The organism is Burkholderia sp. MSMB0856, assembly GCF_001524645.2.
Classification (GTDB): domain Bacteria; phylum Pseudomonadota; class Gammaproteobacteria; order Burkholderiales; family Burkholderiaceae; genus Burkholderia; species Burkholderia diffusa.
This window is the reverse complement of record NZ_CP013427.1, coordinates 531,006-552,130: the sequence shown is the minus strand read 5'-3', so window position 1 is coordinate 552,130 and position 21,125 is coordinate 531,006. Positions and strand designations below refer to the sequence as shown.

The 21,125-nt window shown below is 65.7% G+C and carries 19 protein-coding genes and 1 pseudogene; 9 read left to right on the top strand and 11 right to left on the bottom strand.

What is annotated here, in order from left to right:
- Position 1: 1 nt before the first annotated feature.
- The 5 genes from prmA to WS87_RS03630 all read left to right on the top strand — a co-directional run bounded on the left by prmA (position 2) and on the right by WS87_RS03630 (position 4,347).
- Entirely contained in the window at positions 2-904 is a 903-nt protein-coding gene (gene prmA, locus WS87_RS03650) for a 50S ribosomal protein L11 methyltransferase (RefSeq protein WP_059820710.1), read from the top strand.
- A 45-nt stretch (positions 905-949) separates the two neighbouring features.
- Complete coding sequence (locus WS87_RS03645) at positions 950-2,245, top strand: DUF3426 domain-containing protein (RefSeq protein ID WP_059820709.1); 1,296 nt, start codon at positions 950-952, stop codon at positions 2,243-2,245.
- A gap of 72 nt (positions 2,246-2,317) precedes the next feature.
- Positions 2,318-2,821: a thiol peroxidase gene (gene tpx / locus WS87_RS03640; RefSeq protein WP_059535219.1), complete on the top strand. Its 504-nt coding sequence runs from the start codon at positions 2,318-2,320 to the stop codon at positions 2,819-2,821.
- A 94-nt stretch (positions 2,822-2,915) separates the two neighbouring features.
- Positions 2,916-3,854: a carbohydrate kinase family protein gene (locus WS87_RS03635; RefSeq protein WP_059689104.1), complete on the top strand. Its 939-nt coding sequence runs from the start codon at positions 2,916-2,918 to the stop codon at positions 3,852-3,854.
- A gap of 19 nt (positions 3,855-3,873) precedes the next feature.
- Positions 3,874-4,347 (top strand): glycine zipper 2TM domain-containing protein, encoded by a 474-nt coding sequence (locus tag WS87_RS03630; RefSeq protein WP_059820708.1) that lies wholly within the window; start codon positions 3,874-3,876, stop codon positions 4,345-4,347.
- A gap of 215 nt (positions 4,348-4,562) precedes the next feature.
- On the opposite strand, the gene WS87_RS03620 is transcribed toward WS87_RS03630, so the two are convergent.
- The 7 genes and pseudogenes from WS87_RS03620 to WS87_RS03585 all read right to left on the bottom strand — a co-directional run bounded on the left by WS87_RS03620 (position 4,563) and on the right by WS87_RS03585 (position 12,500).
- Complete coding sequence (locus tag WS87_RS03620; RefSeq protein ID WP_059820707.1) at positions 4,563-5,231, bottom strand: histone H1-like DNA-binding protein; 669 nt, start codon at positions 5,229-5,231, stop codon at positions 4,563-4,565.
- A gap of 28 nt (positions 5,232-5,259) precedes the next feature.
- A pseudogene (locus WS87_RS34555) lies at positions 5,260-5,585 on the bottom strand (hypothetical protein).
- Between the two features lie 82 nt (positions 5,586-5,667).
- Entirely contained in the window at positions 5,668-6,879 is a 1,212-nt protein-coding gene (locus WS87_RS03610) for a ribonucleotide-diphosphate reductase subunit beta (protein ID WP_059535212.1), read from the bottom strand.
- 363 nt (positions 6,880-7,242) lie between these two features.
- Complete coding sequence (locus WS87_RS03600; protein WP_059820706.1) at positions 7,243-10,236, bottom strand: ribonucleoside-diphosphate reductase subunit alpha; 2,994 nt, start codon at positions 10,234-10,236, stop codon at positions 7,243-7,245.
- A 452-nt stretch (positions 10,237-10,688) separates the two neighbouring features.
- Entirely contained in the window at positions 10,689-11,279 is a 591-nt protein-coding gene (gene ampD, locus WS87_RS03595; protein ID WP_059608190.1) for a 1,6-anhydro-N-acetylmuramyl-L-alanine amidase AmpD, read from the bottom strand.
- Positions 11,276-11,593: a PP0621 family protein gene (locus WS87_RS03590; protein ID WP_059700725.1), complete on the bottom strand. Its 318-nt coding sequence runs from the start codon at positions 11,591-11,593 to the stop codon at positions 11,276-11,278. Before WS87_RS03590 ends, ampD begins: the two co-directional genes overlap by 4 nt.
- A gap of 13 nt (positions 11,594-11,606) precedes the next feature.
- Positions 11,607-12,500, bottom strand: coding sequence for a cytochrome C assembly family protein (locus tag WS87_RS03585; RefSeq protein WP_059535204.1), 894 nt, complete (start codon positions 12,498-12,500; stop codon positions 11,607-11,609).
- 89 nt (positions 12,501-12,589) lie between these two features.
- Here WS87_RS03585 and ffh point away from each other — a divergent pair, with 89 nt between their 5' ends.
- Complete coding sequence (gene ffh, locus WS87_RS03580) at positions 12,590-13,957, top strand: signal recognition particle protein (protein WP_059465333.1); 1,368 nt, start codon at positions 12,590-12,592, stop codon at positions 13,955-13,957.
- 94 nt (positions 13,958-14,051) lie between these two features.
- A complete protein-coding gene (locus tag WS87_RS03575) occupies positions 14,052-14,603 on the top strand; it encodes a hypoxanthine-guanine phosphoribosyltransferase (RefSeq protein ID WP_059465332.1) in 552 nt (183 codons plus the stop codon).
- An 87-nt stretch (positions 14,604-14,690) separates the two neighbouring features.
- On the opposite strand, the gene WS87_RS03570 is transcribed toward WS87_RS03575, so the two are convergent.
- Positions 14,691-15,293, bottom strand: a complete 603-nt coding sequence (locus tag WS87_RS03570) for a MarC family protein (protein ID WP_012363042.1) — start codon at positions 15,291-15,293, stop codon at positions 14,691-14,693.
- Positions 15,294-15,314: 21 nt separating this feature from the next.
- A complete protein-coding gene (locus WS87_RS03565) occupies positions 15,315-17,051 on the bottom strand; it encodes a proline--tRNA ligase (RefSeq protein WP_059820705.1) in 1,737 nt (578 codons plus the stop codon).
- A gap of 218 nt (positions 17,052-17,269) precedes the next feature.
- Between WS87_RS03565 and WS87_RS03555 the strand changes: the two genes are divergently transcribed.
- Positions 17,270-17,917 (top strand): RNA pyrophosphohydrolase, encoded by a 648-nt coding sequence (locus WS87_RS03555; protein ID WP_059820704.1) that lies wholly within the window; start codon positions 17,270-17,272, stop codon positions 17,915-17,917.
- Between the two features lie 63 nt (positions 17,918-17,980).
- Entirely contained in the window at positions 17,981-18,538 is a 558-nt protein-coding gene (locus tag WS87_RS03550; protein ID WP_059465329.1) for a CNP1-like family protein, read from the top strand.
- A 106-nt stretch (positions 18,539-18,644) separates the two neighbouring features.
- On the opposite strand, the gene proB is transcribed toward WS87_RS03550, so the two are convergent.
- Positions 18,645-19,763 carry a glutamate 5-kinase gene (proB, locus tag WS87_RS03545; protein WP_059465328.1) on the bottom strand — a complete coding sequence of 373 codons (1,119 nt, stop codon included), beginning with the start codon at positions 19,761-19,763 and terminating at the stop codon, positions 18,645-18,647.
- Positions 19,764-19,853: 90 nt separating this feature from the next.
- Positions 19,854-20,966, bottom strand: coding sequence for an Obg family GTPase CgtA (gene cgtA / locus WS87_RS03540; protein ID WP_059820703.1), 1,113 nt, complete (start codon positions 20,964-20,966; stop codon positions 19,854-19,856).
- Between the last annotated feature and the right edge of the window lie 159 nt (positions 20,967-21,125).

Sequence of the window (21,125 nt, the reverse complement as noted above, 5' to 3'; positions counted from 1 at the left end):
CATGAGCTATCGCGAACTCGTCGTCGAACTGGCCCGTGAGCATGCGGAGGCGCTGTCCGACGCGCTGCTCGGCCTGGGCGCGCTGTCGGTGTCCGTCGAGGACGCCGACGCCGACACGCCCGACGAACAGCCGCTCTTCGGCGAGCCGGGCCTCGTTCCCGAACGCACCGCGTGGCAGCACTCGCGCGTGATCGCGCTGCTGTCGCCCGATCACGATCCGGCCGTGCTGCTCGCGGCGGCCGCGAACGAGATCGGCGTCGCCGAGACGCCGAAGTTCGACGTACGCGAAGTCGAGGAACAGGACTGGGTGCGGCTCACGCAATCGCAGTTCGAGCCGATTCCGATCGGCGAGCGGATCTGGGTCGTTCCGTCGTGGCACGACGCACCCGACCCCGACGCGCTGATCCTCGAACTCGACCCCGGCCTCGCATTCGGCACGGGCAGCCACCCGACCACGCGCCTGTGCATGGAATGGCTCGAACAGTCGGTGAAGCCCGGCCAGTCCGTGCTCGACTACGGTTGCGGCTCGGGCATTCTCGCGATCCTCGCGAAGAAATGCGGGGCGAACCCCGTGGTCGGCATCGACATCGATCCTCAAGCGGTCGAATCGGCGCGGCAGAACAGCGAACGCAACCACGCGGAAGTCACGTACGGGCTGCCCGACGCATGCCCGGCCGGCGAATTCGACATCGTCGTCGCCAACATCCTGTCGAACCCGCTGAAGCTGATGGCGTCGATGCTCGCATCGAAGGTAAAACCGGGCGGGCGCATCGCGCTGTCGGGTGTGCTCGCGCGCCAGGCGGACGAAGTCGCGGCCGTCTATGCGCGCTACGTCGACATCTCGGTCTGGCGCGAACACGAAGGTTGGGTATGCCTCGCCGGAACGCGGCGGGAAAGCCATTAGAATAGCGCTGTCCTTCACTCTGGCCAGCAGGCCGCCCGGCTCGACATGCTTCTTGCGACGCGCTGCCCTCATTGCGAAACCGTCTTCCGGCTGCAGCAGGAACAGCTCTCGCTGCATGACGGGCTCGTGCGCTGCGGACACTGCCATCAGGTCTTCAACGCGGCGCAGTCGCTCGTTCCCGAGCCGGCGCTGACCGAAGCGGAACCGGCCGGGCCGGCCGCCGCCGTACCGCAACACGAAGCCGCGCCCGCACGGCTCTTCGCCACCGACGCACCGGTCGAGCCGACGTCCGGCTCCGACTACCAGCCCGAAGGCTGGGACATGTGGGCGCCGTGGCTCGATGCCGGCGTCGACCCGTCCCTGCAGCACACCGTGCAGACCGTGCGCACCGAGCCGCTGGTGCCGCTCGCGCCGCCGGCCATGGACGCTGGCGTCGTCCACCTGTCCGGCACGCCTGCCCCGATCGCGTCGGCTCCGGCCGAACTGCACGCTGTCGCGTCGGCCGAGCCGGATTGGGCGCGCCACGAAACCGACTCATCCAGCGCAACGCGGGCCACGCCACCCGCCGAACCCGACCTGCGCGAACCGCGCTTCGTCGCGCACACGCCGTCGGCGGCCGACGCGGACGAACCTGTCGGCAACGCGCACTTCTCCGTACCCGACGACGAACGCGCACCGCGCGAACCGCGCTTCGCATTCACGCCGGCGCAAGCCGTCCCTGAACCCGGCGCCGACGAGCGCGCCCCCGCACCGGCCAGCGAAGCGGCCGTCCAACCGGCCGCGCCCTTCCCCGCCGCACTGGCCGACGACGATCGCCCGCACTTCGCCGTGACCCGCGAGACGCGCGCGCCGCAGCGACGCGGGATGCTCGGCGGCTTTTTCGGCGGACTCGTCGCCGCCGCGCTCGCGGTGCTGCTCGTCGCTCAACTCGCGTGGTGGCAGCGCGAAACCGTGATGATCTACTGGCCGGTCACGCAAGGCTGGTTCCGGCAGGCGTGCGCGCCGCTCGGCTGCACGGTCACGCCGCCGCGCGCGATCGACGGCCTGCGGCTCGACGCGGCCGACCTGCGCCAGCTCGACGGCCCGCGCGTGCTGGAGTTGAAGGTGCCGCTGACGAACCGCTACCGCGTCGCGCTCGCCTACCCGTCGCTCGAGCTGACGCTGCTCGACGACACGAATCACGTGACCGTGCGCCGCGTGCTCGCGCCGCGCGACTACGTCCGCCCGGGCACGCCGATCGACGCCGGGTTGCCGCCCGGCACGACGCGGACGATGATCGTCCGTCTCGACACGAACGGCGCACCCGCCTCGAATTTCCGCGTCCAGATCTTCTATCCGTGACGCCCCGCGGCGCGCGCATGCGCGCCGTCTCAACCCGCGCGCCGCAGCGGCGCGCTATTTCGGAGCACGAACATGAGCAAAGTTACGCTGGGTGGCAACCCGATCGATCTCGCCGGCACGTTCCCGGCCGTCGGCTCGCAAGCCCCCGACTTCAAGCTGGTCGGCAAGGACCTCGCCGATCTGTCGCTCGCCAGCTTCGCCGGCAAGCGCAAGGTGCTGAACATCGTCCCGAGCCTCGACACGCCGACCTGCGCAACGTCGACCCGCAAGTTCAACGAAGCCGCGTCGTCGCTCGACAACACGGTCGTGATCGTCGTATCCGGCGACCTGCCGTTCGCCGCCACGCGCTTCTGCACGACGGAAGGCCTCGCGAACGTCGTGACGGCTTCGACGTTCCGCGGCGCCCGCGCGTTCGCGAACGCGTACGGCGTCGACGTGACGAGCGGCCCGCTGAACGGCCTGACGGCCCGCGCGGTCGTCGTGCTCGACGCGCAGGACAAGGTGATCCACGCGGAACTCGTCGGCGAGATCAAGGACGAGCCGAACTACGACGCAGCGCTCGCCGCACTGAAGTAACCCGCTGCCGCCCGGCGCTGCCGCGCGAGGCCCGACGGCCTCGGCGCACCGGCCGGGCGGCCGCTTCCTTTTGCTCTCTACAGGAACGCACGCCTTGACTACGCTGATTTGCGGCTCGCTCGCCTACGACAACATCATGACCTTCGAAGGCCGGTTTCGCGAGCACATCCTGCCCGACCAGGTTCACCTTCTGAACGTGAGCTTCCTCGTGCCGACGATGCGTCGCGAATTCGGCGGTTGCGCGGGGAACATCGCTTACGCGCTGCACATGCTCGGCGGCGACGCGCGCATCATGGCGACGGTCGGCGCGAACGACGCCGATCGCTATCTCGAGCGTCTCGACAGCCTCGGCCTGTCCAAGGCCAGCGTGCGCGTGGTGCCCGAAACGCACACCGCACAGGCGATGATCACGACCGATCTCGAGAACAACCAGATCACCGCATTCCACCCGGGCGCGATGATGCAGTCGCACCTGAACCGCGCGGACGAAGTGTCGGGCGTGAAGCTCGGCATCGTCGCGCCGGACGGCTTCGACGGGATGGTCCAGCACGCCGAGCAATTCGCGAAGGCCGGCATCCCGTTCATCTTCGATCCGGGCCAGGGCCTGCCGCTGTTCGATGGTGCGACGCTGCGCCGCATCATTGAACTCGCGACCTTCGTCGCGGTCAACGACTACGAGGGCAAACTCGTCAGCGACAAGACGGGCTGGTCCGAACAGGAAATCGCCAGCCGGGTTCAGGCGTTGATCATCACGCGCGGCGAGCACGGCTCCACTATTCTTCACAAAAACGGCGAAGAACAGATTCCGGTCGTGCAAGCCGAGCGTGTCGTCGATCCGACCGGCTGCGGCGACGCCTTCCGTGGCGGCCTGCTGTACGGCATCGAGAATGGCCTCGACTGGGCAACCACGGGCCGCCTCGCGAGCCTGATGGGCTCGATCAAGATCGCCCACCAGGGGCCTCAAACTTACGCACTGACGCGCGCCGAAATCGACGCGCGTTTCGAGGCTGCCTTCGGGTACAGTCTCAAATGAATATTGTGGGAGAGCAAAAATGACGACCAAGAAAACCCTCACGCTCGCCGCCATGCTGACGGCCACGCTGACGCTCGCGGGCTGCTTCACGGCGCCGGGCTCGGCAGATGTCTATAGCGTCGGTCAGGCGCAGCGCGAACAGACCGTCCGCATGGGCACGGTCGAAAGCGTCCGTGCCGTGCGCATCCAGTCCGACGGCGGCGGCAGCGCGATCGGTACGCTCGGTGGCGGTGCGCTCGGCGCGGTCGCAGGCAGCGCGATCGGTGGCGGCAAGGGGTCGATCCTGACGGCCATCGCGGGCGGTCTCGTCGGCGCGGTCGCGGGCAACGCGGTCGGCGAAAACCTCAGCACGGCGAACGGTGTCGAGATCACCGTGCGCCTCGACAACGGCGACCTGCGTTCGATCACGCAGGCGGCGAGCGGCGAAGTGTTCCGCGCCGGCGAGCGTGTGCGACTGCTGTCGAGCGGCGGCGTCACGCGCGTCACGCACTAACGAGCATCCTCAGCACGCGGCGCAAGCCGCGGTCGAACGCATGTGCGAAGCTGCACATGCGTTTTTTTTCGTCCGTGCCCGGCAGCCGGTCGACGCATCGACGAATACGGACGAAAAAAATCCCGCCACCTGAGCCAGATGGCGGGACCGATTGAGTAGCGCTACTCAACCCGCGGACACCACGTGAGTGTCCGGGTGGTACTGGTCAGCCGCGATTACGGACGGCTGCCGGTCGGGAACGGCCATGCCGCTGCCGGGTTGAGCGCGGTCTTCACGCCCGATGCCGGCGCGACCGATGCGGTCGACGCGGTGGTTGCCGGTGCAGCCTTCTTCACGACGGCCTTCTTCGGAGCAGCAGCCTTCTTCGCCGGGGCAGCGGCCTTCGGTGCGGCAGCCTTCGGTGCAGCGGCAGCCTTCTTCGCAGGCGCAGCCTTCTTGGCAGGGGCAGCCTTCTTCGCAGCGGCCTTCTTCGCAGGCGCAGCCTTCTTCGCGGCAGCCTTCTTCGCGGCAGCCTTCTTCGCCGGCGCGGCCTTCTTCGCAGCAGCCTTCTTCGCCGGCGCTGCCTTCTTCGCAGCAACCTTCTTCACTGCGACTTTCTTGGCTGCAACCTTCTTCGCAGCGGCCTTCTTCGCCGGTGCTGCCTTCTTCGCGGCAACCTTCTTCACCGCGACTTTCTTCGCAGCAACCTTCTTCGTTGCGACCTTCTTTGCCGCGACCTTCTTCGCCGGTGCTGCCTTCTTCGCGGCGACCTTCTTCACCGCGACCTTCTTCGCGGCAACCTTCTTCACCGCAGCGGCCTTCTTCGCCGGAGCAGCAGCCTTCTTCGCAACGGTCTTCTTGGCAGCGACCTTCTTAGCAGCCGGTTTTTTCTTGGCAGTAGCCATGTTGTTCTCCTTCAGGTTCAGATGAGAGTCAGTTCAAACTACACCCTTCGTCAAAACCCGCTTCCCGCGGACGCTGTTCAGGACGTGCGCTTCGAAGCGGGCTATTCATCGGCGTACGCGGATACCACGCGCTTACGCTAATGAATACGGTATGGCGCGCGTGACCCCATGGCCTCGCGCGCCAAATCAAGTCGGTAGCCGGCGCACCTCGCGCCGCTACCCCTAATCGCTTGATCAAGCGGACCGCCACACGGCCGTCCGCTTTTTCCGGAGGGAAGTTTGCCCATCCCACTGAAGGTTCGCAAAGTGCCGATCATGTCGTTGGGCCGATAAGGCACCGGGCATGCTTTGCATCAGGCGTTCTTGCTCCTAAACCTTGGGCCGGGGCCGAGAGGCCGCCGGCTGCTCCATCATGTGACGGGTTCGCTGCTGCGGGTTATTCCCAGGACAGCGCACCGCCCGTCTGATACTCGATCACACGCGTCTCGAAGAAGTTGCGTTCCTTCTTCAGGTCGATCATCTCGCTCATCCACGGGAACGGGTTTTCCTCGTTCGGGAACAGCGGATCGAGGCCGATCTGCTGGCAACGACGGTTGCTGATGAAGCGCAGATAGCTCTTGAACATCGACGCGTTCAGACCCAGCACGCCGCGCGGCATCGTGTCCTCGGCGTAGCGGTATTCGAGTTCGACAGCCTGCTTGAACAGCTCGCGGATCTCGGCGCGGAATTCCGCGGTCCAGAGATGCGGGTTCTCGAGCTTGATCTGGTTGATCAGGTCGATACCGAAATTGCAGTGCATCGACTCGTCACGCAGGATGTACTGATATTGCTCTGCAGCACCCGTCATCTTGTTCTGGCGGCCGAGTGCGAGGATCTGCGTGAAGCCGACATAGAAGAACAGGCCTTCCATGATGCAGGCGAACACGATCAGCGACTTCAGCAGCTTCTGATCCGCTTCGAGCGTGCCGGTCTTGAAGGCCGGGTCCGTCAGCGTGTGGATGAACGGGATCAGGAATTCGTCCTTCGCGCGGATCGACGTGACCTCGTGGTACGCGTTGAAGATCTCGCCTTCGTCGAGACCGAGCGATTCGACAATGTATTGATACGCGTGCGTGTGGATCGCTTCCTCGAACGCCTGGCGCAGCAGGAACTGCCGGCATTCGGGCGCCGTGATGTGGCGGTACGTGCCGAGCACGATGTTGTTCGCGGCGAGCGAATCGGCCGTCACGAAGAAGCCGAGGTTGCGCTTGACGATGCGGCGCTCGTCCTCGGTCAGACCGTTCGGGTCCTTCCACAGTGCGATGTCGCGGGACATGTTGATTTCCTGCGGCATCCAGTGGTTCGCGCAACCCGCCAGATACTTTTCCCACGCCCACTTGTACTTGAACGGCACCAGCTGATTGACGTCAGTCTGGCCGTTGATGATGCGTTTGTCGGCGACATTGACCCGCGCTTCCGAACCGCCAGCGGGAACAGCCGATGCTTGCGGCGGCACCGCAAGATCGCCTTCGAAAATGTCGCGGACCTGATGGGCGGCAGGCGTTGCAGCCTGCAGTCCGACAGCCATCCCTGCGGAGGTGCGCATCGCGTTTTGCTGCGCTCCGCTCGCGGGGGTTACGGCAGTCTTCTCGTCATCCCAGTTGAGCATAAATTCTCACCATCAATTTAGAACGGTTTGTACCATCTTTTCCTGAGCGATAAAAGGGTTCGCTCACGAAAAATCCTTTTTTCGATTCGCGTTGCGACCTCGATACAACACTTTGAGCAACGCATCGTCGTTCATGCAGAGCGCGACGCGTGTCACGCATGTATCGCGAGGTGCGCTCGACGCATCGAACGCTGATCGAAACGCGACGTCGTCGGGGATGTTTCGATCGCTTGTCACTGCCTGCAACGCAAGTGCCGCGTTACAGATTCCTTATCATTTTTTTAGTAGAGAGCGGCGCACACTTCAACCTCGATCGGTTGCCGTGCGCGCCGCCCGAACCTTCTTCAGGTCATGCGCGCCGCGTTACTGGCAGGCTTCGCACTCGTCGAAGCCCGGGTCGCCCGGACGCATCGTGCACACCGGACCGTCTGCTTCGACCGGCGCCAGCGCCGGTGCAGCATTGATCGCGCCCGACGATGCATCGCCGCCCGCTGCACCGAAGCCGCCTGCCGCGCCTTGCGCGCCGCCGCTGCTCGAGCCGCCGCTCGTCGGCACTGCGTTCAGCGCGCCGTGTGCGACCGTCGACTTCTCGACGTGCGTCGCCGCCATCGTGCGGAGGTAGTAGGTCGTCTTCAGACCGCGCAGCCATGCGAGCTTGTAGACCTCGTCGAGCTTCTTGCCCGACGCGCCGCCCATGTAGATGTTCAGCGACTGCGCCTGGTCGATCCACTTCTGACGACGCGACGCCGCTTCGACCAGCCACGTCGGGTCGACTTCGAACGCGGTCGCGTAGATCGCGCGCAGGTCGGCCGGGATGCGGTCGATGCGCGACAGCATGCCGTCGAAGTACTTCAGGTCGGCAACCATCACTTCGTCCCACAGGCCGCGTTCCTTCAGGTCGCGAACGAGGTACTCGTTGACCACCGTGAATTCGCCCGACAGGTTCGACTTCACGTACAGGTTCTGGAAGGTCGGCTCGATGCATGCCGACACGCCGATGATGTTCGAGATCGTCGCCGTCGGCGCGATCGCGACGCAGTTCGAGTTGCGCATGCCGTGTGCGGCGATCCGCGAACGCAGCGTCGTCCAGTCGAGCGACTCGGACGTGTCGACCTCGACGTAGCCGCCGCGCGCTTCCGTCAGCAGCTTCAGCGTGTCCTGCGGGAGGATGCCGCGATCCCACAGCGAGCCGCGGTAGCTCGAGTAACGGCCGCGTTCCTCGGCCAGCTCGGTCGACGCGTAGTACGCGTAGTAGCAGACCGCTTCCATCGAACGATCGGCGAACTCGACGGCCGCTTCCGACGCGTACGGCGTGCGCAGCAGGTGCAGGCAGTCCTGGAAGCCCATGATGCCCATGCCGACCGGACGGTGCTTCAGGTTCGAGTTACGCGCCTTCGGCACCGCGTAGTAGTTGATGTCGATCACGTTGTCGAGCATGCGCATCGCGACGCTGATCGTACGCTTCAGCTTGTCGTGGTCGAGCGCGTAGCTGCCGTCGGCCTGCTTCACCAGGTGGGCGACGAGGTTCACCGAGCCCAGGTTGCACACCGCGATTTCGGTGTCGCTCGTGTTCAGCGTGATTTCCGTGCACAGGTTCGACGAATGGACGACACCGACGTGCTGTTGCGGCGAGCGCACGTTGCACGGATCCTTGAACGTGATCCACGGGTGGCCGGTTTCGAACAGCATGCCGAGCATCTTGCGCCAGAGTTGCTGCGCCGGGATCTTCTTGAACAGCTTGATTTCGCCGCGCGCGACCTTGTCTTCGTAAGCCGTGTAAGCCTTCTCGAACTCCGCGCCGAACTTGTCGTGCAGATCCGGGCAGGTCGACGGCGAGAACAGCGTCCAGTCGGCGCCTTCCATCACGCGCTTCATGAACAGGTCGGGAATCCAGTTCGCCGTGTTCATGTCGTGCGTACGGCGGCGGTCGTCGCCGGTGTTCTTGCGCAGCTCGAGGAATTCCTCGATGTCGAGGTGCCACGATTCCAGGTACGCGCACACCGCGCCCTTGCGCTTGCCGCCCTGGTTGACCGCGACGGCCGTGTCGTTGACGACCTTCAGGAACGGGACCACGCCTTGCGACTTGCCGTTCGTGCCCTTGATATGCGAGCCGAGTGCGCGCACGCGGGTCCAGTCGTTGCCGAGACCGCCGGCGAACTTCGACAGCAGCGCGTTTTCCTTCAGCGCTTCATAGATGCCGTCGAGGTCGTCCGCGACCGTCGTCAGGTAGCACGACGACAGCTGCGAGCGGTGGGTGCCCGAGTTGAACAGCGTCGGCGTCGAGCTCATGAAGTCGAAGCTCGACAGCACGTTGTAGAACTCGATCGCGCGCGTTTCGCGGTCGATCTCGTTCAGCGACAGGCCCATCGCGACGCGCATGAAGAATGCCTGCGGCATTTCGATGCGGGTGCCGTCGACGTGCAGGAAGTAGCGGTCGTACAGCGTCTGCAGGCCGAGGTAGCCGAATTGCAGATCGCGGTTCGCGTCGAGCGCTTCGCCCAGACGCTTCAGGTCGAACTGCAGCAGCTTGTCGTCGAGCAGGCCGGCGTCGACGCCGCGCTTCAGGAACTGCGGGAAGTATTCGGCGTAGCGGGCCGACATGTCGGCCTGCACCACTTCCTCGCCGAGGATCTCGCGACGGATCGTGTGCAGCAGGATGCGGGCCGTGACCTGGCTGTATGCCGGATCCTTTTCGATCATCGTGCGCGCAGCGAGGATCGCCGAGTCGTAGACCTGGCTCATCGGCACGCCGTCGTACAGGTTCTTCACCGTTTCCGCGACGATCGGGTCAGGGTTAACCGCAGCGCCGAGGCCGTCGCACGCCGACACGATCAGCGCACGCAGCGCGTTCATGTCGAGCGGACGCGTGACGCCGTTGTCGACGACGTTGATGCCGGTGCTCGACTCACCGCCCACGGCCGCTGCTTCCTCGCCCGCATGCTGACGCTCGAGGTGACGCTTCTCGCGATACAGCACGTACGCACGCGCGACGTTGTGCTCGCCGCCGCGCATCAGCGCGAGTTCGACCTGGTCCTGGATGTCTTCGATATGGAACGTACCGCCGTTCGGACGGCTGCGCACGAGCGCGCGCACGACGTTGTGCGTCAGCTGCTCGACGAGTTCGCGTACGCGCGCCGATGCCGCGCCCTGCCCGCCGTTGACGGCCAGGAAAGCCTTGGTCACCGCAATCGCGATCTTCGAAGGCTCGAACGACACCACGCTGCCGTTGCGGCGGATCACCTTGTAGTCGGCGAACGTGGCCTGCGGCGCGAGCGCCTGTGCGCCCTGTTCGGTCCCGCCGAGCGGACGGCTCGAGGCGCTCTCGTACTGGGACGTCGCGTTGTCGGTGGTTTGCATGTGCAAAGCTCCTGGTGTTGGATGGTGCGGAGAGAACCGCGGATTAAAACGAACGCTGCGCAATGGCGTGCGCGAGCGGTAAGAGGCGAGCGATGCGTCGGGGAAGCCGGTTCGGTCGATGCGCGACAACCGTTCCGGTCGTGTGCTTCGTCATGTGTACCCTGCCCCGTCGAAGTTCGCTGCGCTTGATCGCGACGCCCGGACCGCCCGGCCTGGCGCGCCGCCCTGAGAACCCTGTCCGCCGGCGTTGCCCGCCGGCCGGTGCCGCTCGGGTTTCCCCTGCGACACACACTATATCTAGTACAGAACTGCTCAACTGGCACCAAGTATAGTGGACATTCGGACGAGGTCAAAACGGATAATTTGCGATGGAGGTCTTGACATCGCTCGCGCGCAGACACGACAAGGCATTGGTCGGAGAAAAAACTTTCCCCGGTCAAAAAACCCTGCGCTCAGTGCTGACGGAAAGGAAAGTATTCGGCGGAAAAGCCGGCATCGCCTGCGAAGCGTTGCCAATCGAAGTGCGGTCCCGGGTCGGTCTTGCGGCCCGGCGCGACGTCGGAATGCCCGGCCACCGCATCGATCGGATAGCGCGCGGCAAGCGTGCGCGCGAGCACGCCGAGCGTCGCGTACTGCGCCGCGTCGAACGGTACGTCGTCCGCGCCTTCGAGCTCGATGCCGATCGAGAAGTCGTTGCAGCGCGGTCGGCCGAAGAACTCCGACGCGCCCGCATGCCATGCACGCTCGTCGCACGACACGAACTGCACGAGCTCACCGTCGCGACGGATCAGGAAATGCGCGGACACGCGCACGCCGCGCAGGTGGCTCTGGTAATAAGGGTGCGCATCGCAATCGAGGCGATTCAGGAACAACGCCTCGATCGCGTCGCCGCCGAACTCGCCGGGCGGCAGGCTGATGTTGTGGACGACGACGAGCGTCGGCACCGCGCCCGCGGGCCGCGCCTCGAAATTCGGCGACGGCGCGTGGCGCGCTTCGCGCACCCAGCCGTGCGCGTCGACCGACAGCAGCGCTGCGTCGCTCATCGGGCGTCGCGGCCGCTCGCGTGTGCGCCGTGGCGCTGCGCGTGCTCGGTGCTGCAGAAGTATTCGCCACCCGCGGCGACGGCGTCGCCCTTCGGCGTATGCACGCCGCATTCGGCGCAGCGCACCATCGGTTCGGGCAGCGAGCGCGCATCGCCGTTCGGGCGTGCCGTCCCGGCACTGCCGGAACCGGGCGCGCCGTCGAAGCCGCCACCGCGGCCGTTGCGCGCCTGCGCGTGCTCCTGGGCCTGGCGCAGCTTGCGCGTGAGCCACGAACCCGCGAAGAAGAGAAGGATCAGGAGAAGAATCTGTCGCATCGGAAACCTGCGTTCAAACCACGGAGCGGTGCAGCAGCACCTCGAAAACGAACCGGCTGCCGACATACGCGAGCAGCAGCGCGGCAAACGACACGAGCACCCAGCGCGCGGCGCCGCGCCCACGCCAGCCGGACGTCTTGTGGGCGACCAGCAGGCCGCCGAACATCAACCACGACAGCACCGCGAACACGGTCTTGTGATCGAGCCGCAACGCGCGCGCATCGACCTGCTCGCTGAACAGGATCCCCGACGCGAGCGTCAGCGTCAGCAGCACGAAGCCGGCGCCGATCAGGCGGAACAGCAGCTTCTCGAGCGTGAGCAGCGGCGGCAGCGTTTCGAGCCAGCTCGCGATCCAGCCGGTCGAGCCGTCGCGCCCGCCGCTCCTCAACGACTGCAGACGCCGCTCGACCATCAGCATCAGGACCGCGTGCAGCGCGGCGATCGCGAAAAGGCCGTACGCGATGTTCGCAATCAGGAAGTGCATCTTGAACAGCGGCGCTGCGGCATAAGGCAGCACCCGCACGCCGCCGAACACGAGCGGCAGCAGCGACGCGCCGCACGCGAGCGGCAGCACCAGCAGGCGCAGGCTGTCGAGCGGGAAGAAGAAGCTCTCGATCCAGTAGATGCCGGCGCCGAGCCAGAACATCGCGGACAGCGCGAACGCGAAGCCGAAGACCATCGCGTCGTGCGGAAAAATCGTCATGTGCAGCAGCACGCCGTGCGCGACGAGCGCCGCGAACAGCAGCGCGCGGCCGGCCCCGCTCATCCCCGACGCGGCGGACGCCGGAACCGGCACGGCCGGCACGCTCGCGACGAGCGAGGTCGCGCCCTGGCGGTGCGTGCGCCAGCCTGCGACGGCGAGGCCGCCGTACAGGAATGCGGTGAGGGCATACAGTACAATATCCATGTTCGAAGTTTACACTAGGCCCCCTTCCCGCGACGGCTCCCTTTGTTCGGTTCCGTTGCGCCTTCGGGCCCCACTGTCCATCGCTCCCCATGCTCGACAATCTCACTCAACGGATGGCGCGCGTCGTCAAGACGCTGCGCGGCGAGGCCCGGCTCACCGAGGCGAACACCCAGGAGATGCTCCGCGAGGTGCGTCTCGCGCTGCTGGAAGCCGACGTCGCGCTGCCCGTCGTCCGCGAATTCATCGCTAAGGTCAAGGAAAAGGCGCTCGGCGAGGAAGTGATCAGCAGCCTGTCGCCGGGTCAGGCGCTCGTCGGCGTGGTCCAGAAGGAACTGACCGCCGTGATCGGCGGCGACTACGAAGGCAAGGCCGCCGAGCTGAACCTCGCCGTCACGCCGCCCGCCGTGATCCTGATGGCCGGCCTGCAGGGCGCCGGCAAGACGACGACCGCCGGCAAGCTCGCGAAGCTGCTGCGCGAGAAGTACAAGAAGAAGGTGCTGACGGTGTCGTGCGACGTGTATCGCCCGGCCGCCATCATGCAGCTGAAAACGGTGAGCGAACAGGTCGGCGCCGATTTCTTCCCGTCGACGCCGGACCAGAAGCCCGTCGACATCGCACTCGCGGCCGTCGACTGGGCGAAGCGCCACTACCATGACGTGCTGATCGTCGACACGGCCGGCCGCCTCGGTATCGACGAGGCGATGATGCAGGAAATCGCCGCGCTGCACGGCACGCTGAAGCCGGCCGAAACGCTGTTCGTCGTCGACGCGATGCTCGGTCAGGACGCGGTCAACACCGCGAAGGCGTTCAACGACACGCTGCCGCTCACCGGCGTCGTGCTGACCAAGCTCGACGGCGATTCGCGCGGCGGTGCCGCGCTGTCGGTGCGCCACATCACGGGCAAGCCGATCAAGTTCGTCGGCGTCGCCGAGAAGCTCGACGGCCTCGAGGTGTTCCACCCGGACCGGATGGCGAACCGGATCCTCGGCATGGGCGACATCCTCGCGCTCGTCGAGGAGGCCCAGCGCGGCGTCGACGTGCAGGCCGCGCAGAAGCTCGCCGACAAGGTGAAGAAAGGCGGCGACTTCGACCTGAACGATTTCCGCGCGCAGATCTCGCAGATGAAGAACATGGGCGGCCTGTCGTCGCTGATGGACAAGCTGCCCGCGCAGTTCCAGCAGGCGGCGGCCGGCGCCGACATGGGCCAGGCCGAGAAGCAGATCCGCCGCATGGAAGGGATCATCAGCTCGATGACGCCCGCCGAGCGCGCGAAACCCGAAATCATCAAGGCGACGCGCAAGCGCCGCATTGCAGCCGGCGCGGGCGTGCCGGTGCAGGAAGTCAACCGAATGCTGAACCAGTACGACCAGATGCGTACGATGATGAAGAAGCTGAAGGGCGGCAACATGCAGAAGATGATGCGCGGCCTGAAGGGCATGATGCCCGGCATGCGCTGATTTCGCCCGTCGGTCGGCGCGCGGGTTTTTGCCGTAGCGCGCGCCGGCCGTTCTGCTTCATCCTTATTTGTATACCGACTGCCCGCCAGAACACATGAACCGCGAAGAAGCCCTCCACATTTTCGACCACTCCGAAGAGATCGTCTCGGCCGATGCCGTCAACGCATCGATCGCCCGGATGGCCGACGCGATCCGCGCCGACATCGGCGACGCGTTCCCGCTCGTGCTCTCGGTGATGGGTGGCGCCGCGGTGTTTACCGGGATGCTGCTGCCGCATCTCGATTTCCCGCTGGAATTCGACTACATCCACCTGACCCGCTACCGCAACACGACGCAGGGCAGCCCGGAGATGCACTGGCGCGTCGCGCCGCGCGAATCGGTGAAGGACCGGATCGTGCTCGTGCTCGACGACATCCTCGACGAAGGCGAGACGATGGCGGCGATCCGCGACCGCATCCTCGACATGGGTGCGAAGCGCTTCATGTCCGCCGTGCTGTGCGAGAAGACGCTCGCGAAGGCGAAACCGCTGCACCCGGACTTCTGCGGCTTCTCGGTGCCGGACCGCTACGTGTTCGGCTGCGGGATGGACGCAAAGGGCTACTGGCGCAATCTGCCGACGATCCGCGCGCTGACCGCGAACGTCTGACCGCCCTGCCCGCCACAAAGAAAAGCGGCGCTCCGGTTTTCCGGAGCGCCGCTTTTTTGCGTCGGCACGCGCCGCGCCCCGCCCGCGCTACAGCTGGTGCACGAACGCCCGGATGCCGGCCAGCAGCATCTCGACCGAGATCGCGACGAGCACCAAACCCATCAGCCGCTCGAACGCGGCGACGGTTCGCTCGCCGAGCCACTGCTGGATCCGTTCGGCCAGCACCAGCGTGATCGCGCAGACGATCATCGTGACCGTCAGCGCGCCGACCCACTCGAACATCTTGCCCGGCGCCTGCGACGTCAGCAGCATCACCGTCGCGAGCGCGGACGGCCCGGCAAGCGCCGGAATCGCGAGCGGCACGATGAACGGCTCGCCGCCAGCGCGCGGATCGCTGCCGAGCGCGCCGTCCGGATGCGGGAAGATCATCCGCAGCGCGATCAGGAACAGCACGATCCCGCCGCCGAGCCGCAGCGACAGGTCGGTGAGGCTCATCATCCGCAGGAAGCGGTCGCCGACCACCATGAAGAACAGCAGGATCACGAACGCGATCCCCACTTCACGCAGAATCAGCTTCACGCGCCGCTCGCGCGGCACGTCCCGCATCGCCGTGATGAACAGCGGAATGTTGCCGAGCGGATCCGTGATCAGCACGAGGAGCACGGTGGCCGACAGGAAGGTGTATTCCACCGTGTCCCCCGGTTGCAGCGCTTAGCGCGCGAGCGCGGCGCGGATCTTCTCCGTCACCGTCGCCGCGGCCGCGTCGGCCGGCAGCAGCGTCGCTTCGGCGTCGCGGCGGCCCTGATACTCGATCTTGCCCTCCTTCAGGCCACGCTCGCCGATCACCAGGCGATGCGGCACGCCGATCAGTTCCCAGTCGGCGAACATCACGCCCGGGCGCTCGCCGCGATCGTCGAGGATCACGTCGATGCCGGCAGCGGCCAGTTCCGCGTACAGCTTGTCGGCCGCCTCGCGAACCATGTCGCTGCGATCGTAGCCCATCGGGCACAGCACGACCTCGAACGGGGCGATCGACTCCGGCCAGATGATGCCGCGGTCGTCGAAGTTCTGTTCGATCGCCGCGCCGAGAATGCGCGTGACGCCGACGCCGTAGCAGCCCATCAGCATCGGCTGCGGCTTGCCCGATTCGTCGAGGAACGTCGCGCCCATCGCTTCCGAGTACTTGGTGCCGAGCTGGAACACGTGGCCGACTTCGATGCCGCGGCAGATGTCGATCTCGCCCTTGCCGTCCGGCGACGGATCGCCTTTCTTGACGTTGCGCACGTCGGCGACGTCCGGCTCCGGCAGGTCGCGGCCCCAGTTCACGCCCGCGATGTGATAGTCGACCTCGTTCGCGCCGACGACGAAATCGCTCATGTTCGCGACCGTGCGATCGGCGATCACCTTCACCGGCTTCTTCGTGCCGACCGGGCCGAGATAGCCCGGCGGCGTGCCGAACCACTCGACGATTTCCTGCTCGGTCGCGAAGCGGTGGTTCTTCAGCCCCGGCAGCTTCGACACCTTGATCTCGTTCAGATCGTGGTCGCCGCGCAGCATCACGAGCCAGATGGTCGGCTCGGCGCCTTCGTTGTCGGTGGCAAGCACGATCGACTTGATCGTGCGCTCGAGCGGGATCGCCAGCAGTTCGGCGACGGCCTCGCACTTCGCCTTGCCGGGCGTCGCGACCTTCTCCATCGCTTCGGCCGGTGCGGCGCGCGCGGGCGTCAGCGGCAGCGCTTCGGCCGCTTCGACGTTCGCCGCGAAGTCGGACGTCGGGCAGTAGGCGATCGCGTCCTCGCCGGTATCGGCGATCACGTGGAACTCGTGCGAGAAGTTGCCGCCGATCGAGCCGCTGTCGGCCGCGACCGCGCGGAACTCGAGGCCGAGGCGCGTGAAGATGCGCACGTATGCGTCATACATCTTGCGATATGACTCGTTCAGGCCGGCCGCGTCCTTGTCGAACGAATACGCGTCCTTCATGATGAATTCGCGGCCGCGCATCACGCCGAAGCGCGGACGAATCTCGTCGCGGAACTTCGTCTGGATCTGATAGAAGTTCACCGGCATCTGCCGGTAGCTCTTGATCTGGTTGCGCGCGATGTCGGTGACGACTTCCTCGTGCGTCGGCCCGATCACGAAGTCGTTGTCCTTGCGATCCTTGAAGCGCAGCAGTTCAGGGCCGTACTGTTCCCAGCGCCCCGATTCCTGCCACAGCTCGGCCGGTTGCACGGCCGGCATCAGTAGCTCGATGGCGCCTGCCCGGTTCATTTCCTCGCGCACGATCGCCTCGACCTTGCGAATCGAACGCAGGCCGACCGGCAGGTAGTTGTAGATGCCGCCGGCGACGCGACGGATCATGCCGGCGCGCACCATCAGCTTGTGGCTGACGATCTCTGCGTCGGCCGGTGCTTCTTTGAGGGTGCCGATAAAGAAACGGGAAGCTTTCATGCGGACGGTTCCAAATACGGCGCCCCCAGGCGGGGCGCCCGAAAAAGTTTCAAGGTGAAAAAGCTGCGCGCGACGAACGACGATGGCGCAGATGACGTAGCAGACTAATCAGGGACAATTCAGCCGGTGCACCCCGCGCGGATTCGCTCCGTCACGGTGCGCAGCGCCCGTTATCTGTTTATAATCAAAGCAATTTTAAAGGATTCGAAGGTGGTTGTATGCTGGATCGTGAAGGCTTTCGCCCGAACGTCGGCATCATCCTCTTGAACGCGCGCAACGAGGTGTTTTGGGGCAAGCGGCTCCGCGAGCATTCCTGGCAGTTTCCTCAAGGTGGGATCAAGTACGGCGAGACCCCCATGCAGGCGATGTACCGGGAACTGCACGAGGAGACCGGCCTGCACCCGGAACACGTCAAGATAATCGGCCGCACCCGCGACTGGTTGCGTTACGAGGTGCCTGACAAGTTCATCAAACGCGAAGTACGCGGCCATTACCGCGGCCAGAAGCAGATCTGGTTCCTGCTGCGGATGGTCGGACGCGATTGCGACATTTGCTTGCGCGCGACCGATCACCCGGAGTTCGATGCGTGGCGCTGGAACGAGTATTGGGTGCCGCTCGATGCGGTGATCGAGTTCAAGCGGGATGTCTATCAGTTGGCGCTGACGGAACTGTCGCGCTTCCTGCGCCGCCCGGCGCAGCGAGCCGAAAAGCCGCGTGGGCCGCGTCCGTCGCGCTATCCGCGCGTCATCGGTGCGCAGGTCCAGCAGACGCTGACGATTGTCGACACATCGGTGGTCTGTTCGGAGATCGAAGTGGAGGCGAGCACGCTCGAGGAGATGCCGCCCCGCGAGATCATCGGCAAATGACGAGTCGGACTGCATGACCGGGCGCGACCTTGTGTCGCGCCCTTTTTTTACGAGGAATGCATATTGAAAGCGATTGCTCTCGCGCTCGCATCGATTGTCGCGGCGGCCACGCTGGCCGGTTGCGCGAATTCGAAGACGCCGACCAACAAGGATGACAGCGAGTTCGTGTACCTGCTGGACCGCCAGGGCAACTGGAAGGAAAACCCGGTCGACACGCTGCCGCCGCTTCCGCAAGCGGGCGACCTGCTGCCGTTCAACGTATCGCAGAACACGCCGCTCAAGTTCTCCGTCGATGCGAAGTCGCTCGCGGTCGGCACCGACGGCGTCGTGCGCTATGCGGTCGTCATCACGAGCCCGGCCGGCGCACGCAACGTGAACTACGAAGGCATCCGCTGCGACACCTACGAATGGCGTCAGTATGCAGGCCTGAATTCGGATCACGACGGCTGGGACCGCACGGTCGAGAACGACTGGCGTCGCATCGAGAACGGTGAGCTTAACGCGTACCATTCGGCGCTATATCAGGACTACTTCTGCTCGAACAAGATGCCACAGGGCACGACCCAGCAGATTCTCGAGAACATCCGGTTCCACCGCACCGCGATGAGCCAGCTGCGCTGACCGCGCGACGCAGGGCGCCGGCCCGGCCCCTGCCTCTCGCCAGTCGCAACAAAAAGCCCGCATAACGCGGGCTTTTTTAGTGTCTCGCGACGCCTTGGCCGGATGATTACACGAGCACGAGGTTGTCGCGGTGAATCAGCTCCGGTTCCAGCATGTAGCCAAGCACCGTCTCGATCTCGCCGCTCGGCTTGCGGTGAATCAGCTTCGTTTCCGCGCTGCTGTAGTTCGTGAGACCGCGCGCCACTTCGCGCCCGTCGGGGCCGACACATGCGATCACCTCGCCGCGCGCGAATGCGCCCTGCACGCCGATCACGCCGATCGGCAGCAGGCTCTTGCCGCCAGCCGTCAGCTTCTCGACCGCGCCGGCGTCGATCACGACGTGCCCGCGTACCTGCAGATGATCGGCCATCCATTGCTTGCGCGCGGCCATCCGCGCGGTGCGCGCGATCAACTGCGTGCCGATCGCCTCGCCCGCCGCCAGTCGCACCAGCACGTCGGCTTCGCGGCCGCTCGCGATCACGGTGTTCGCGCCGCTGTGCGCTGCGCGCTTCGCCGCGAGGATCTTCGTCAGCATTCCGCCGCGGCCGAGGCTCGAGCCGGCTCCGCCCGCCATCGCCTCGAGTTCCGGTGCGCCCGCACTGGCTTCCGCGACCAGCGTCGCGTTCGGATCCTTGCGCGGATCGGCGGTGAACAGCCCGGACTGATCGGTCAGAATGATCAGCGCATCGCCTTCGATCAGGTTCGCGACCAGCGCGCCGAGCGTGTCGTTGTCGCCGAACTTGATTTCGTCGGTGACGACCGTGTCATTCTCGTTGATGATCGGCACGACGCCGAGCCGCAGCAGCGTGAGCAGCGTCGAGCGCGCATTCAGGTAGCGTTCGCGATCGGCAAGGTCGGCATGCGTCAGCAGGATCTGCGCGGTGCGGATATCGTGCTCGGTAAAGCGGCTTTCGTAGACTTGCGCGAGTCCCATCTGGCCAACCGCGGCGGCGGCCTGCAGTTCGTCGATCTCGCGCGGACGCTTGCTCCAGCCGAGCCGCTGCATCCCTTCAGCGATTGCGCCCGAACTAACGAGCACCACTTCCTTGCCCTGCGCGCGCAGCGCGGCGATCTGGGCCGCCCAGCGGCCGATCGCAGCATGATCGAGCCCCTTGCCGTCGTTGGTTACGAGGCTCGAGCCCACCTTCACCACCAATCGCTTCGAATCCGCGATGATCGAACGCATCGTGCGCTGTCTCCTGTATCTGATGCCGGCCCGACCGGGCGCGATTAAATTCCGGCACCAGGCGCGACGCCCGGTGCGCTCCGGCCCCGCTCAGGCGTCGTCGCCGGGCGTCGCGCCGCCATCGGTGGGCGGTGCATCGCGGAACCGCACGTCCGCGGCCAGATCTTCCTCTTCCGCCGCGCGATGCGCATCCGAATGCTCGGCGAGGTAGTCGTAGATCGCGTAGCACAGCGCTTCGCAGCCCTGACCCGTGAGCGCCGAAATCTCGAACACCGGGCCGTCCCAGCCGAAACGGTCGAGGAAATCGGCGACGCGCGCCTCGCGCTCGTCTTCCGGCACCATGTCGAGCTTGTTGAGGACGAGCCAACGCGGCTTCTCGTAGAGCGCCTCGTCGTACTTGCGCAGTTCGCCGACGATCGCGGTTGCTTCCGCGACCGGATCGACGCTTTCGTCGAACGGAGCCAAATCGACGAGATGCAGCAGCACACCGGTGCGCTGCAGGTGTCGCAGGAACTGGTGGCCGAGGCCCGCACCTTCGGCTGCGCCCTCGATCAGCCCAGGGATGTCGGCGATCACGAAGCTCTTGCTCGGGCCGACACGCACGACGCCGAGGTTCGGCGCGAGTGTCGTGAACGGATAGTCGGCGATCTTCGGCTTCGCATTCGACACCGACGAGATGAAGGTCGACTTGCCGGCGTTCGGCATGCCGAGCAGACCGACGTCGGCGAGCACCTTCAGTTCGAGCCTCAGCATGCGCCGTTCGCCCGGCTTGCCGTCGGTTTTCTGGCGCGGCGCACGGTTCGTGCTCGATTTGAAATGCAGGTTGCCGAGGCCGCCTGCGCCGCCCTTCGCGAGCATCACCTGCTGATCGTGCTCGGTCAGGTCGGCGATCAATTCGCCCGTGTCCATGTCCGTCACGACCGTGCCGACCGGCATGCGCAGCGTGACGTCGTCACCGCCCTTGCCGTAGCAATCGGATCCGCGACCGTTTTCGCCATTGCGCGCCAGGTGCTTCTTCGCGTAACGGTAGTCGATCAGCGTGTTGATGTTGCGGTCGGCGATCGCGTAGACGTTGCCACCCCGGCCGCCGTCGCCGCCATCCGGCCCGCCGAACGGGACGAATTTCTCGCGGCGCATCGACGCGCTGCCATCGCCTCCGTCGCCGGCGATGACTTCGATTCGTGCTTCGTCAATGAACTTCATTCGTCACTCCGACCAGTATTTCCGCTATTGTGCCGCGCGCCGGCGCGCTTGAACAATCTGCCGTTCGGCCGATTGCCCGCCGTTTCGCGACAGCCGCCGGTGCGCACATGCGCCCGGCGGCCAAATAAAAAAAGGCCCCGCGAAGACTGCGGGGCCTTT

What these genes read in the sequence shown, in the direction of transcription:
- WS87_RS03575 (WP_059465332.1), top strand. Translation starts at nt 14,052, where the DNA reads ATGAACCGCGAAGAAGCCCTCCACATTTTCGACCACTCCGAAGAGATC.
- ffh (WP_059465333.1), top strand. Translation starts at nt 12,590, where the DNA reads ATGCTCGACAATCTCACTCAACGGATGGCGCGCGTCGTCAAGACGCTG.
- tpx (WP_059535219.1), top strand. Translation starts at nt 2,318, where the DNA reads ATGAGCAAAGTTACGCTGGGTGGCAACCCGATCGATCTCGCCGGCACG.
- WS87_RS03645 (WP_059820709.1), top strand. Translation starts at nt 950, where the DNA reads ATGCTTCTTGCGACGCGCTGCCCTCATTGCGAAACCGTCTTCCGGCTG.
- WS87_RS03585 (WP_059535204.1), bottom strand. Translation starts at nt 12,500, where the DNA reads ATGGATATTGTACTGTATGCCCTCACCGCATTCCTGTACGGCGGCCTC.
- prmA (WP_059820710.1), top strand. Translation starts at nt 2, where the DNA reads ATGAGCTATCGCGAACTCGTCGTCGAACTGGCCCGTGAGCATGCGGAG.
- WS87_RS03620 (WP_059820707.1), bottom strand. Translation starts at nt 5,231, where the DNA reads ATGGCTACTGCCAAGAAAAAACCGGCTGCTAAGAAGGTCGCTGCCAAG.
- WS87_RS03600 (WP_059820706.1), bottom strand. Translation starts at nt 10,236, where the DNA reads ATGCAAACCACCGACAACGCGACGTCCCAGTACGAGAGCGCCTCGAGC.
- ampD (WP_059608190.1), bottom strand. Translation starts at nt 11,279, where the DNA reads ATGAGCGACGCAGCGCTGCTGTCGGTCGACGCGCACGGCTGGGTGCGC.
- proB (WP_059465328.1), bottom strand. Translation starts at nt 19,763, where the DNA reads ATGCGTTCGATCATCGCGGATTCGAAGCGATTGGTGGTGAAGGTGGGC.
- WS87_RS03565 (WP_059820705.1), bottom strand. Translation starts at nt 17,051, where the DNA reads ATGAAAGCTTCCCGTTTCTTTATCGGCACCCTCAAAGAAGCACCGGCC.
- WS87_RS03630 (WP_059820708.1), top strand. Translation starts at nt 3,874, where the DNA reads ATGACGACCAAGAAAACCCTCACGCTCGCCGCCATGCTGACGGCCACG.
- WS87_RS03590 (WP_059700725.1), bottom strand. Translation starts at nt 11,593, where the DNA reads ATGCGACAGATTCTTCTCCTGATCCTTCTCTTCTTCGCGGGTTCGTGG.
- WS87_RS03555 (WP_059820704.1), top strand. Translation starts at nt 17,270, where the DNA reads ATGCTGGATCGTGAAGGCTTTCGCCCGAACGTCGGCATCATCCTCTTG.
- WS87_RS03610 (WP_059535212.1), bottom strand. Translation starts at nt 6,879, where the DNA reads ATGCTCAACTGGGATGACGAGAAGACTGCCGTAACCCCCGCGAGCGGA.
- cgtA (WP_059820703.1), bottom strand. Translation starts at nt 20,966, where the DNA reads ATGAAGTTCATTGACGAAGCACGAATCGAAGTCATCGCCGGCGACGGA.